Consider the following 13,349-nt stretch of genomic DNA (forward strand, 5'->3'; position numbering starts at 1 on the left):
GGGACCGAAAATGACAAATAATCATTATGACGCAATCGTCGTTGGCTCAGGTATCAGCGGTGGTTGGGCAGCGAAAGAGTTAACTGAAAAAGGGCTTAAAGTGTTAATGCTTGAACGGGGCAGAAACATTGAGCACGTTAAAGATTACACCAACGCGCATAAAGAAGCGTGGGACTATCCCCACAGGGGCGAACGCACCCAAGAGATGATTGATAATTATCCGGTATTGAAGCGTGATTATCCATTAAACGAACCGACACTGGGTATGTGGGCAAATGAAAAAGACAGCCCCTACGTCGAAGAAAAACGTTTTGATTGGTACCGTGGTTACCATTTAGGTGGACGCTCATTAACGTGGGGTCGTCAAAGCTACCGTTTAAACAAAGAAGACTTTCAAGCAAACGGTAAAGAAGGGATCGCAGTTGATTGGCCTATTCGTTATGAAGATGTATCGCCTTGGTATGATTATGTAGAACGTTTTGCGGGCATCAGTGGTAGCCGTGACGGCTTAGATGTGTTGCCTGATGGGCAATATCAAATGCCTATGCCATTGAACTGCGTAGAAAAAGATGTAGCCGCTAGAATTCAAAAGTCCTTTAAAGGTCAGCGTCATTTGATCCCAGGACGCACGTCGAATATGACCGAGCCCAAGCCGAAAGAAGGTAGAACTAACTGCCAATATCGAAATAAATGCTGGCTAGGCTGTCCATTTGGTGGGTATTTTAGCACCCAGTCATCCACGCTTCCTGCGGCAGTTAAAACGGGTAACTTAACAGTTCGTCCATATTCTATCGTGACCGAAATTCTCTATGACAAAGATAAAAAACGCGCAACAGGCGTGGCTATTATTGACGCAGAAACAAATGAAACGTACGAATTTACCAGCAAGATTCTGTTTGTAAATGCCTCGTCATTTAACTCTACGTGGTTGTTGATGAATTCAGCGACTGATGTTTGGGATGGAGGGCTTGGAAGCAGCAGTGGTGAATTAGGCCACAATGTAATGGATCACCATTTTCGAATTGGTGCCCATGCCATGGTGGAAGGGTATGAAGATAAGTACCATTACGGACGTCGTCCAAGTGGTTTCTACGTACCACGTTTTCGAAACTGGGGTGGAGATAAGCGTGACTATGTGCGCGGTTTCGGTTACCAAGGTTCTGCTAGTAGACAAGGTTGGGGCCGCGACGTAGCCGAAATGGGCATTGGCGCTAATTTGAAAAATGCGGTTAGTGAACCGGGTTCTTGGCAAATTGGTATGACCGCATTTGGTGAGATGTTGCCTGATCACAGTAACCGAATTTTCTTGGATCCTACCAAGCGCGATAAATGGGGATTACCGGTTTTAGCCATGGATGTAGAGATAAAAGAAAACGAAAAGCGCATGCGTAAAGACATGATGCAGGATGCCATCGATATGTTCGAAGCCTCAGGCATGAAAAACGTACAAGGCTATGATTCAGATTATTTCCCGGGTCAGGGCATTCATGAAATGGGTACGGCACGTATGGGTCGAGATCCTAAAACATCAGTGTTAAATGGTCATAACCAAGTGTGGGATGCGCTGAACGTTTTTGTCACCGATGGTGCGTGTATGACGTCAGCTTCGTGTGTTAATCCTTCTTTGACTTATATGGCGTTAACCGCACGTGCGGCAGACTTCGCAGTTGAAGAGCTGAAAAAAGGGAACCTGTGATCATGAGTATGAATAGACGCGATTTATTAAAAATGATAGCCGCTGCCACAGGCACGGCGTTTATCAGCAGTAATGCCATGGCGTATATCACGCTTCCGATGAAAAGTGTTAACCAAACGGACTTTTCTAAAGATGACGTGGCTTTTTTTAACGAAGTGGGGGAGGTGATTATTCCTCGCACTGATACCCCTGGTGCAAAAGATGCCAACGTGGGGCTTATGATGGCGATTATGGTTACCGATTGTTACACGCCAGCTCAGAGAAAAGCATTCACTGCGGGGATTGCATCAATCAAAACCTTGGCGAAATCTACTTATGGTAAAGACTTTTTACTATTGAGTAACGACGAGCGTGCCGCTTTGTTGGCTTCACTGGACGATGAGGCAGGCGTGTTTAATAAGAAGCAGGAGCTTGCCAGTAAAGAGCGTAAAGATGAAGAAAAACAGTTACCACATTCGTTTACGCTAATTAAACAATTAACCCTGTTTACCTTTTTTACCTCTGAAGTCGGTGCGAATAAAGTGTTGCGCTATGTGGCGATCCCTGGACGCTATGACGGTGATTTCCCGTATAAAAAAGGTGACAAAGCTTGGGCAACATAAGTCTTTAAGCCTTTTTTAAACCACTTTAGCTTAAGTACTATGGGCGTTACCCGCCTATTTTCCGGCTAAGAAAATTAGCTTCCTTGTTAATCACTTTAACGGGGAAGCGATGCTTAGTAAAAAGAATTTAACCAAGACGGATTACATCATGAAGCAATATAAAACCCTGCTCAACCTTACGTTACTTCTTGCCAGTTCAGCTGTCATAAGTAGCTACGCTCAAGCTGAGCAGACTCAGGCTGAGCGCGAGAAGTTAGCTGAAAAAACCGAAGTCTGGGAACCTGTGCCTGCAAGTGTATCTACTCCGGTCGGCAAAGCACCGTCAGATGCCATAGTGTTATTTAGTGGCGATGACTTGAGCGCATGGGAAGCCTTAAAAGGTGGCGAAGCTAAGTGGAGCATTGGCGGCGACGTATTAACGGTTAAACCTGGCGCTGGTGATATTAAAACTAAGCAAAATTTCTGTGACGTACAGTTGCATATGGAATGGCGTACACCGACCCAAGTAGAAGGCATGCAAGGGCAACAACGTAATAATAGTGGGGTGTTCTTCCAACAGCGTTATGAAGTGCAAGTCCTTGACTCATATGAGAATCCAACTTACGCAAACGGTCAAGCTGGCAGTGTATACAAACAAACTATTCCTCTTGCAAATGCAATGCGTCCTGCAGGTGAGTGGCAGTATTACGACATTATATACACAGCCCCACGTTTTAAAGGCAAAGAATTAAACCAGCCTGGATACGTGACAGTAATGCATAACGGCGTGTTGTTACAAAACCACACCGAGATACAAGGAAAAACAGAATGGATCGGCGCACCTAGCTATGAGGCTCATGGTTGTGCACCGCTTCAGTTACAAGATCACGGCAACTTAGTTAGCTTTCGTAATATTTGGGTACGCGAGTTGTAACCCAAACGCGAGATAGTTGTAGATCATTAAAGAGCCGCATGCGCGGCTCTTTTTATGTGCGGCTTAAAGGTCTAGGTAGGTAGGCAGAATCTCTTCGTTTGGGTGAGCAAAAAGCAATCAAAGCAATTCGCATAAAGATATTATTACAATAAGGTAAACCGATTTCATTATCGGTGGTGTTTTGTATTTGGCTCGCGTATAGTTTTTCGCCTGAAATACTTTGATGCACTTAAAAGGCTGCTAAGTGCTACGTCATACTTTTTGCACCAACTTGCAGGTTGTTCTAAAAAGAGTACTCGCCTTGGTCATAGGGTTGAGTGTTAAGTTTCAACAAACATATGTAAGGATAATAATAAATGAACTACTCACTCGACCCGATAGACTTGGGCGTATTTATTGTATATGCCATAGGATTATTATCGATAGCCCTGTGGATTTCTCGTGACGAAAAATCTCATGATAGAACAACCCAAGATTATTTTTTGGCTAGCAAGTCACTACCGTGGTGGGCAATAGGCGCTTCTTTAATTGCGGCTAATATCTCTGCTGAACAAATTATCGGAATGTCAGGTTCAGGGTTTGCACTGGGCTTAGGAATTGCGTCATATGAATGGATGGCAGCAATTACCTTGATTTTGGTTGGCAAATATTTATTACCTATCTTCCTTAAGAATGGTATTTATACCATGCCTCAATATTTGGAGCAGCGCTTCGATAGCCGAGTGAAAACTACCTTAGCACTGTTTTGGCTAGGGGTGTTTATCTTCGTAAACTTAACTTCTGTGTTGTGGTTAGGTGGCTTAGCTATTCAAAGCGTAGCCGGTATTGACTGGTTATATGGCATGATTTTTCTAGCGGTATTCTCTGTTGCTTATTCCACTTACGGCGGCCTTAAAGCAGTTGCCTATACAGATATTATTCAGGTTGTACTACTGGTTTTTGGTGGATTCTTTCTTAGTTATTTAGCATTGCAGCAAATCTCCGGTGGGGAAGGAGTGGTCAAAGGCTTCAGTATATTGACCGAAAAAGTGCCAGGCCATTTCGATATGATCCTAAGCCCTGACAATAGCGAATATATGAACCTACCAGGTATTTCGGTTTTAGTGGGTGGTTTATGGGTAATGAACGTCGGTTATTGGGGCTTTAACCAATACATTATTCAGCGCGCATTGGCAGCAAAAAGTATTCAAGAAGCGCAGAAGGGTATTGCTTTCGCTGCATATTTAAAGTTATTAATGCCCATTATTGTCGTGCTACCCGGCATTGCCGCGGTAATTTTATTTCCTGATCTTGAAAAAGCAGATCAGGCTTACCCGTCGATGATGTCGTTGATGCCAGTAGGGATCAAAGGATTAGTGTTTGCGGCATTAGTGGCGGCCATCATTTCATCGTTAGCCTCGATGACAAATAGTATCTCCACTATATTTACCATGGATATTTATCGACCAATACGCCATCAGGAAAACGAAAATCACTACGTTAACGTGGGACGTATATCAACCGTTACTTCACTCATTATAGCGGTGTGTGTCGCCCAACCTTTAATTGGTCAATCAGAGCAGGCATTTCAATATATTCAAGAATTTACAGGGCTGTTTTCTCCTGGTATAACCGTTATTTTCTTAATGGGTATGTTCTGGAAGCGCACTACTTCCACAGGTGCACTTGCTGCTGCCATTGGATCTGCAGTGTTTTCTGTGCTGTTCGCGGTATTCTTACCTGAGATACCGTTTATGGATCGTATCGGCATTGTATTTTTGATGTGTTTAGCATTGACCTATGTCGTATCTTTGCGTGAATCAGCACCGAAAAATGATCAGAGTGTTAGTATAAGCGACGTAAGTTTTAGCACTACAAAAGGTTTCAATATCGCCGGTATTGGATGTGTGTTGATCTTAATAGGCTTATACGCTACTTGGTGGTAACAGCAATTAATTGAGGCTGCATATTTGCAGCCTTTTTTGCATATAACAATTAGTTTATTTTTCTTTTTATTTGTAAGTTTTAAAATCAAACACTGATTTTTCATGATGAATTTATGACTGTCAATAACCCTAGATTTTAGTGTATTTAAGGGATGTTGACGTGTGTTAGATATCCCAGTAATACATATACTCCTCGCAATAATTACCTATACCCTTGGATACAACTAATTTACATTTGATCGATTATTTAGGTAAACCGATTTCATTTGATTGGTTTTTTAATTACTTTGACGTATAGTTTATTTTATCTTGAAGCCGTCTCTGAGTATCAAATTGACTATCTTTTCTGCTGTTTTTAGGCGGTGCTTAGGGCCTCGCTTGGTTACGTCAACGGCTTTAGTGCTATTACTATTAGCGACCGTTATTGTGAATGCCAGTGCGTTTGCCAATAGTGAACAAGTAACGGTGAGTAAAGAGGTTTGGGGACATTATCAAGGGCAAAACATTCTGCAATTTACCTTGGAAAATAAAAATGGCATGCAGGTTAGCTTAACTAATTGGGGGGCATATGTGACGTCAATCAATGTGCCTGATAGGAACGGCAAATTAGAGGATGTCATTCTAGGTTACGACAGTGCACAAGCATATGTGGATGACTGCTGTTACAACGGCGCAACAGTAGGACGATTCGCTAACCGTATTGCTGGTGGACGTTTTTATATAGACGGCAAAAAAATACAGCTAAGTGTTAAAACTAATGGCGGAAACAAAGGCAACCACGCCCATGGAGGCGAGCAGGGGTTTAATAAAAAACTGTGGCAAGCTAAGCAAGTAGACGAAAAAGTTGAAATGCGTTATTTATCACCCGATGGTGAAGAAGGTTATCCAGGCAATGCCCAAATAAGCGTATTGTTTAGCTTAAATAACGATAATGAATTTAGCGTTACATTTAGTGCAACCAGCGATAAAGCGACGCCGATTAATCTTATTTCGCATATTTATTTTAATTTGGCAGGCAATCAAAAACGCAATGTCGAACAGCACCAACTGCGTATAGCAGCTGACAGCATTGTCGAAGTTAAAGCAGGTTTACTGCCTACAGGTAAATTAGTCAGTGTGCTAGGAACTCCTTTTGATTTAACGTCTCCGGTCACGTTGAAAAAAAGCCTGATAACACCCAATAGCCAGTTAAAATTGGCAGGCGGAGTGGATAAAGTCTATGGCGGCTTTGATCACACTTGGGTGTTTAACCAATATGATGGTAAATTGCATTATCAAGCCCAGCTCTTCGAGCCCGGCAGTGGCCGGGTGTTAGAGATATTGACTACTCAGCCTGGGGTCCACGTATATACCGGAAATTTTATGAATGGCAGTGCAATTGGCAAACAGGGTAAGCCCATGAAGCATCGTCACGGGGTTGCATTGGAAACCCAACACTTTGCGGATTCTGTTAATCAGGCTAATTTTCCTTCAACCCTGTTAAGACCTGGGAAAACCTACTCAGAAACTACCCTCTATCGATTTGGGATCAGGCAGTAATATTAAATGGCCACTATTAAAGATGTAGCAAAATTAGCCGGTGTGTCGCCGGCCACCGTTTCTCGGGTGTTAAGTGCAACCGTAGTGGTAAGCCCTAAAACGAAAATGCGGATTGAAAAAGCGATCGCTGAACTCGACTTTAGGCCAAATGCTCACGCCCGAGCACTCGTCAGTAAAAGTACTCATACTATCGGCGTGGTCATTTCTCAATTGGCTGATCCATTTTTCGCACAAATGGCCAGCAGTATCGAAGATGTTGCTAGAAAGCGTAAATTCAAGGTGTTAGTCAGTACTGGTTCATTAGATGCGCAAAAAGAATTGATGGCGATAAAAAGTTTACAGGCTCAGCGCTGTGAAGCGATGGTAGTGAACAGTAAGGCCTTAGCTGATGACGTGTTGGTTGAGTTAGCCCAGCGAATTCCGGGCTTTGTACTGATAAATAAATTAATTCCAGAAATCAGCGAACGCTGCGTGTGGTTTGACAATATCGGTGGCGGTAAAGTTATGGCGGATTATATTGCATCGCTGGGGCATTCAAACATAGTGGTTATCTCAACTAAAGAACGTGTTTACGATGCTACCCATAGGCTCACCGGTATCCGGCAATCTCTCACTGAGCATGATATTACCTTGCCAGATGATCATATTGCACATGGTTCACCGGATTACGCCGGTGGGCGAAAAGCCATTGAAAGTCTAATTAACCAGGGTATAAAATTCAGTGCAGTATTGTGTTACAACGATGCCATGGCAACCGGTGTGATATCCGCACTGACTGATTTAGGCAGGCATATTCCTGATGACGTTTCGATAGTCGGCTTTGATGATGTTTTGCTTGCTAAATACTGTATGCCTAAATTAACCACAGTTAAATACCCTATCGACATCATGGCGCGTAAGGCGACCGAATTAGCTTTGAGCCTCATCGCCAAAGACAGTTCTGTTATACAAATCGGTAAAGGTTACCAATACAAACCATTCCTTGTTAGGCGTGAATCAGCCACGAAGTGCTAATGATATGTATTGCTAAATGCTGAATCTGCCGGATATTCCTCGCCAACATAAAATGGCTATTGGTTTTGGCTTTTTAGCATTATTTTTTGCTAACCAAAGCCTAAGTGCTATGGCCATACCATACTTTCAAATGACTTTAGGGATTGACCCTTTTTGGCTGAGCCTGGTGATCGCCGCACCTATTATGTTTGCTGCCTTTATCAGCCAAAAAGTGGGGCAGGTGTCGGATGGCATTAATGCTCGAAAAGGCAATCGAAGGGGAATATTACTCGTATCTGGTATTGCTTGCGGATTGTTATTTGGGGCTATTTGGATGGCACCAAACCAGTGGAGCAACAACGCGACGTTGATGTATGTACTATTGGTTAATTTTATGTTTTGCATTGGACTTACCTTTCTTACTATAAACGTGAAATCATTAGCGTTTGAGTTCAGTATTGACGAAAAACAACGTGTTAAGGTTATGGCGTTCGGCTCGTTGTTTGAGCGGATAGGGACCTTTGCCTATTTTTGGTTGTTTCCGTTAGCGCAATTATCTGTGTGGGGCAGTATTTACTTAGGCATCCAATACGTGGGCTGGTTTATTGGTATCGTATTGATAGGTCTTTTTTCTGTATTAACGGCATGGTTTTCAGTTACTAAGCCTATGGTTACAAATAGTGCTGCTAATAAAACGCCCGTTCACCTAACAAATCAGCTATTTATTACGGATCGGAAAAACAACAAACTGTCCGTCAGAAATTCAGCGTTATCGACTATGCCAGTAAACGCACCAGTTGATGATACGGTCGTTAAACGTGCATTGTTTTTATTGCTCAGCCTGACCCTCATTAAATTTGGTGCTATCGCTATTTTTACCAGCTTTGACTTTTACCTATTGGTCTATTTTGTTAAAGATGGTGATTTGGCTGAAGGTGCGTCCTGGAAGGGGATTTTGTCGTCTACCTTTGCGATAGTGACACTGGTGATGATCCCGCTATTTGCTGCGTTAACCCTAAAGCTCGGTAAACTTAGAACTTTAAGTATCATATACTGGATAACGGCATTGGGAGCGATATTAAAATGGTTTATATATCAGCCAGGCCATGAGTGGGGCGTCGTCATCGATGCCTTACTTGGTGCGCCTTCTTGGGTGGCAATTTCAGTTATTATTCCCAGCATGCTAGCCGATTTATGCGCTTATGAACGATCGTTGTCAGGGCGGAATAAAGTTGGTTATTTTATTTCAGTACAGAACAAAGTCATTAATTTCAGTGTTGTTATCAGCATGGTCGGCTCAGGTTTATTGTTAAATGCGGTTGGTTTTGACGCAAGCGCTGGTGCCAAGCAAAGCGTTGACAGTATATTGTGGATGCGGATTTGTTTAGCTGGAGGACCCTTATTACTGTGTTTTTTGTCACTTTTTATCGTAAAAATTTATCCTTTAGCAGAACATCAAATGGCGTCTTGCCAAACTAAAAATGCTTTGGGCCAAACATAAAGTGAGCGTGTTATGCCGACGATTAAAGATATAGCAAAAGCCGCTGGTGTGTCACCAGCTAGCGTTTCCCGAGTGATCAACAACGGCCCCAAAGTGGGTGCTAAAACGCGCGAAAAAATCAAACGTATTATGCGCGAAATGCAATACCAGCCAAACGCAAACGCTCAAGCGATCAATGTGCAGAACAACGCTTCTATCGGCATTGTATTAGCTGATTTAACCGACCCTTTGTTTGCCAAAATGGCCCACGGGATAGAGAAAATAGCCGTACAAAAAGACCTGCAAATCTTTCTTAACTCAGGTGCGTTTGACCGAACCAGTGAACTCAATGCCATAGAGGTGTTACTTGAACACCGGTATAAGGCGTTGGTAGTACACAGCGCCATGATTGATGATAAAACCTTGATTGAGTATGCTCGAAAAATACCAGGCTTAGTGCTGCTTAATCGGCATATTAGAGAAATCGAAAATCGTTGTATTTGGCTTGATGATAAATTGGGTGGGGCGTTAATGGCTGACCATATTATTGAGCAAGGTCATAAGAAAATTGTCGTAATTGGTGTTGATGGTATTCAAAATAATACTCGACAGCGCCTTGAGGGCATTAAAGCCCAGTTGGCTAAGTACCCTGTGCATTACGAAATTGAAATGCTTGAGCAGGGTGCCGCTACTTATGAAGGGGGGGAAATCGCCGTGCAAAATATACTCGCCAGAGGCATGGAGTTCAGCGCTATTTTAGCTTATAACGACGCCATTGCTGTGGGTGCTGTATCCATGTTAAAAGCCCACGGTCTCAGTGTTCCAAGCGATGTGTCGGTGATGGGGTTCAACAATCTTATATTGGCCCAATGCATGAAGCCTAAGCTGACTACTATTCATAATCCTATTGAAGACATGGCCATGAAAGCGACTGAGCTGGCTCTTAGGTTGAGTAAGGGCGATAGCGCTGAGCAACTAGAGTTTCGCCCTGATGAGCATAAATATATACCAGAATTGATTGTAAGGCAGTCTGTGCAAAAGATAGGCTGATTATTTCAATTATGACCTAATTGCACTGAGATATGCTGTTATTGATGACTTCAGCGCGAAGGCATTTTTTGCAATTGTAGTGGTGGATTGACCCTAGACATCATCTTAGTTGGTAATGTTAACACCTTAGAAGTGGTGTTCGATGAAGAGACAAATACATACGCTTTCAACAGAATTTAAATTAATAACCAGTAATTGTTGCAGTGAAAGTTGAGTCTATATTTGCAGGAGCATAGCGGATTTTGCCATTACGAGAGCGTGACGAGTCTGTCACAGGCAACGCTATTGCACCTAATTGACCTGAACGATTACACCTACCCAAGTGAAATTATCTCTGTATCAACAGCTTTAGCAGTAGCACTTGGTTGATGATAAGGATATCCACAGCGCAAAGTAATAGCATCACTACCAAGGTCGATAAACTAATCAGAAGCAACCACTGGCATTATTCCTAGAGCGATAATTAATTTATCAAATGTAAAACTAGAATCTCTCTTTATTACTTATTCGCACATAATATTTTTAGATGTGATTAGTAATAAAGTCGGATACGACTTTATGGGGGATTACAGGGAATACCCAGCAAGCTTTGTTTAGGTATAAAATTTAAATATTTCTATTATGGGAATCTACCTGATTGCTACTTTTAGCAACTATATTCAATCCCGGACTTATTAAGTTGCTAAGGTGGAAATTCAACAGAATGACAGTCGAAACAACTATCATTCTGTTGGTTGTTTAGCTACCTGTAAACTTCGGCGCTCTGCGTTCTGCAAACGCCTTAATGCCCTCTTGTAAATCATTCGACTGCAAACTGGTCATCATTGTGAACATTCCATTTAACATTAAGCTTTGCTCGTCGGTCATATTCTCTGACTTACGCAGAATAAATTTGGTGCCGCGCACTGCCATTGGGGAATTAGCGGCAATTTCATTTGCCAGAGCCATACCCGCATCCATAGTCGCTTCTGCTGATTCGTAAACATCGTTGACCAAACCAATTTTCTCAGCACGGTCGGCTTTAATATCTTTACCCGTGTATGCTAACTCCGCAACATGACCAGCATTAAGTATTTTTGGCAGACGTTGCAAAGTGCCCACATCAGCTACTAGACCCAATCGTGTTTCACGTACGCTAAATACGGAACATGCACTGGCTATGCGAATATCACAGGCAGTAATCAGATCTACACCTGCACCTAAACAGACTCCCTGCACTACAGCTACAACAGGTACTGCACAGTCCGCGATGGCAGTAATGGCCGCCTGAAATTTTTGAGTATTGGCTAATTGCTGAATATTGGCTTCGGCTTTAGAACGTGCTTTAGCATTTTTATGTTCACTTAAGCCATCTTCTACTAGGTCGATACCGGCGCAGAAGTGCTTGCCGCGACCCGCTAGAATTATCGCACCTATTTCTCCGTCTTCACACAGCGTATCAAGCGCCTGAGGAATGGCTGACCACAATTCTGTAGACAGTGCATTGTATTTGGCTTCACGGTCTAACCAAAGTATGCCAACCTGCCCATTTTTTTCGATACTTAATACCTTAGATGAAAAGCTCATTTTAATTCCTCTATTCTCTAACTGACTTTAATTTATATTGCACAAATGCAAATAGGTATACTCGCGCATAACGCTTACAAACCTTCGTTAATTTCAACTGCCACAGCACCCACAGCAAAACGTATTTCACTCTGCTCTGTTATTTTCCAATACCCATAATGTGACGCATAAGTTTATTCATACCGCCAATCCATCGATCGTAGTTAGACGTTTTATTACGCATATATTCCAGCACAATAGGGTGAGGCAAAATCAGGAAACTTTCTTTGCGCAGTTCTTCAACAACACATTGGGCAAGCTCTTCGGGTTCGATCATGCCATTGCTCGCCGCTGCTGCGGTGGCATCGTTTTCAATAGCTGTCATGGCGGTTCGCACGGCTTGAGGACACAGTATAGAAACTTTAATACCTTCGTGTTTGTGGTGAATAGCTAACCATTCACCGAAGCCTACTGCAGCGTGTTTCGTTACACCGTAAGCAGCGCCACCAATTTGATTAAGCAAACCTGCAGCAGATGCGGTATTTAAAAAATAACCACCGCCTCTTGCGGCCATACGCGGTACTAAGTGTCGTGCGGCGTAGACATGTGACATAACATTGATATCCCACGATGCCTGCCATTCAGAATTAAGGGAATCGATGTTCTCTCCTAAAGCAACACCGGCGTTAGAGCAAAACAGATCGATGGGGCCTATGTTGGCTTCGGTCTCTTCAATCACCCTAGCGATGTCAACTTCTTTAGCTACATCGGCCATCATGGCAACACCATTGACCATGTCAGCAGTCTCTTGAGCGTTACCTAAATTGATATCCACGGCCACAATTTTTTTCGTGCCTTGTGCATGAAAATGAACGGCTAATGCTCGTCCAATTCCACTGCCGGCTCCTGTAATTACCACAATATTATTCTGTAGTTCCAAAAGGTATCTCCCCTATATTTATGTTTAATATATTTGGTCTAGGACTTCTATTGAGTAAACGGTTTTAGGCAACACCTTAACTGAGCATTACTGAACAATTTTAGATGTTCCAAACGTTTGGTTCACAAAATATTAACTCATTAATGAATGAATACCAGTGCGCGAGCCTCCATCATAAAGTCAAACTCAGACGGACTAAAATGATGTTGAAACGTATCAGTGGTTGTAGGGGGGCAAATCAAGTTGGTATTTATTGTATATTAATCATGTGTTTAGAGTGATATTTTTGCATTTGTAATTAATGACTTGTTAATTTATTTTTCAAATAACTTAAGTTGACCAATTAATTGATCATCATTCTAAAAAATAATCTTCACCGTGATTTCTTTGGGAATTCATTTCAATATCTTAAAGAGAGAAGTCAACGTTCAAAATCTTTTTTCTAAGCAAGAAGATATTCATTCCTATCTACGGTTATCGTAGTTTAGGCGCTTTTATGGCTCAAGGTCTTCTCGAAGTAGTGGCGAAAAATCAGGGTAAGAGTGTGATCATGATTTAAGCCGTTATGACATTTTGCAAATAACGTACATGCGTCGATGCAGGATAACGGTCTGGAAACAGGCTAGATTCGAGACAGCATCACCACGATAGTAAAAGTAGCAAATT

General features: G+C 42.4%; 10 protein-coding genes. 8 read left to right on the plus strand and 2 right to left on the minus strand.

The window, feature by feature from the left end; translation table 11 throughout:
* Nucleotides 1-10 precede the first annotated feature (10 nt).
* From GQS54_RS08965 to GQS54_RS09000, 8 genes are all read left to right on the plus strand, one after another.
* Nucleotides 11-1,696 carry a GMC family oxidoreductase gene (locus tag GQS54_RS08965; protein WP_166423650.1) on the plus strand — a complete coding sequence of 562 codons (1,686 nt, stop codon included), beginning with the start codon at nt 11-13 and terminating at the stop codon, nt 1,694-1,696.
* 2 nt (nt 1,697-1,698) lie between these two features.
* Nucleotides 1,699-2,298: a gluconate 2-dehydrogenase subunit 3 family protein gene (locus GQS54_RS08970; RefSeq protein ID WP_166423651.1), complete on the plus strand. Its 600-nt coding sequence runs from the start codon at nt 1,699-1,701 to the stop codon at nt 2,296-2,298.
* Between the two features lie 148 nt (nt 2,299-2,446).
* Nucleotides 2,447-3,211 carry a DUF1080 domain-containing protein gene (locus tag GQS54_RS08975; protein WP_166423652.1) on the plus strand — a complete coding sequence of 255 codons (765 nt, stop codon included), beginning with the start codon at nt 2,447-2,449 and terminating at the stop codon, nt 3,209-3,211.
* A gap of 356 nt (nt 3,212-3,567) precedes the next feature.
* Nucleotides 3,568-5,136, plus strand: coding sequence for a sodium/sugar symporter (locus GQS54_RS08980; protein WP_166423653.1), 1,569 nt, complete (start codon nt 3,568-3,570; stop codon nt 5,134-5,136).
* A 378-nt stretch (nt 5,137-5,514) separates the two neighbouring features.
* Nucleotides 5,515-6,675: an aldose epimerase family protein gene (locus tag GQS54_RS08985; protein WP_205967687.1), complete on the plus strand. Its 1,161-nt coding sequence runs from the start codon at nt 5,515-5,517 to the stop codon at nt 6,673-6,675.
* Nucleotides 6,676-6,681: 6 nt separating this feature from the next.
* Entirely contained in the window at nt 6,682-7,689 is a 1,008-nt protein-coding gene (locus tag GQS54_RS08990) for a LacI family DNA-binding transcriptional regulator (protein ID WP_166423654.1), read from the plus strand.
* Between the two features lie 16 nt (nt 7,690-7,705).
* Complete coding sequence (locus GQS54_RS08995) at nt 7,706-9,169, plus strand: MFS transporter (RefSeq protein WP_166423655.1); 1,464 nt, start codon at nt 7,706-7,708, stop codon at nt 9,167-9,169.
* 12 nt (nt 9,170-9,181) lie between these two features.
* Nucleotides 9,182-10,198 (plus strand): LacI family DNA-binding transcriptional regulator, encoded by a 1,017-nt coding sequence (locus GQS54_RS09000; protein WP_166423656.1) that lies wholly within the window; start codon nt 9,182-9,184, stop codon nt 10,196-10,198.
* Between the two features lie 738 nt (nt 10,199-10,936).
* Here the strand turns inward: GQS54_RS09000 and GQS54_RS09005 are convergent.
* The gene (locus tag GQS54_RS09005) at nt 10,937-11,764 is read right to left on the minus strand and encodes an enoyl-CoA hydratase-related protein (protein WP_166423657.1); all 828 of its coding nucleotides are present in this window, start codon (nt 11,762-11,764) and stop codon (nt 10,937-10,939) included.
* A gap of 139 nt (nt 11,765-11,903) precedes the next feature.
* A complete protein-coding gene (locus tag GQS54_RS09010) occupies nt 11,904-12,683 on the minus strand; it encodes an SDR family oxidoreductase (RefSeq protein ID WP_166423658.1) in 780 nt (259 codons plus the stop codon).
* Nucleotides 12,684-13,349 lie beyond the last annotated feature (666 nt).

The sequence above is a fragment of the Paraglaciecola sp. 20A4 genome (assembly GCF_011378905.1).
In the GTDB taxonomy this organism is placed as follows: domain Bacteria; phylum Pseudomonadota; class Gammaproteobacteria; order Enterobacterales; family Alteromonadaceae; genus Paraglaciecola.

Excerpts from the sequence above, each read along its gene's own strand:
- GQS54_RS08965 (WP_166423650.1), top strand. The coding sequence starts at position 11 with ATGACAAATAATCATTATGACGCAATCGTCGTTGGCTCAGGTATCAGC.
- GQS54_RS08970 (WP_166423651.1), top strand. The coding sequence starts at position 1,699 with ATGAGTATGAATAGACGCGATTTATTAAAAATGATAGCCGCTGCCACA.
- GQS54_RS08975 (WP_166423652.1), top strand. The coding sequence starts at position 2,447 with ATGAAGCAATATAAAACCCTGCTCAACCTTACGTTACTTCTTGCCAGT.
- GQS54_RS08980 (WP_166423653.1), top strand. The coding sequence starts at position 3,568 with ATGAACTACTCACTCGACCCGATAGACTTGGGCGTATTTATTGTATAT.
- GQS54_RS08990 (WP_166423654.1), top strand. The coding sequence starts at position 6,682 with ATGGCCACTATTAAAGATGTAGCAAAATTAGCCGGTGTGTCGCCGGCC.
- GQS54_RS08995 (WP_166423655.1), top strand. The coding sequence starts at position 7,706 with ATGCTGAATCTGCCGGATATTCCTCGCCAACATAAAATGGCTATTGGT.
- GQS54_RS09000 (WP_166423656.1), top strand. The coding sequence starts at position 9,182 with ATGCCGACGATTAAAGATATAGCAAAAGCCGCTGGTGTGTCACCAGCT.
- GQS54_RS09005 (WP_166423657.1), bottom strand. The coding sequence starts at position 11,764 with ATGAGCTTTTCATCTAAGGTATTAAGTATCGAAAAAAATGGGCAGGTT.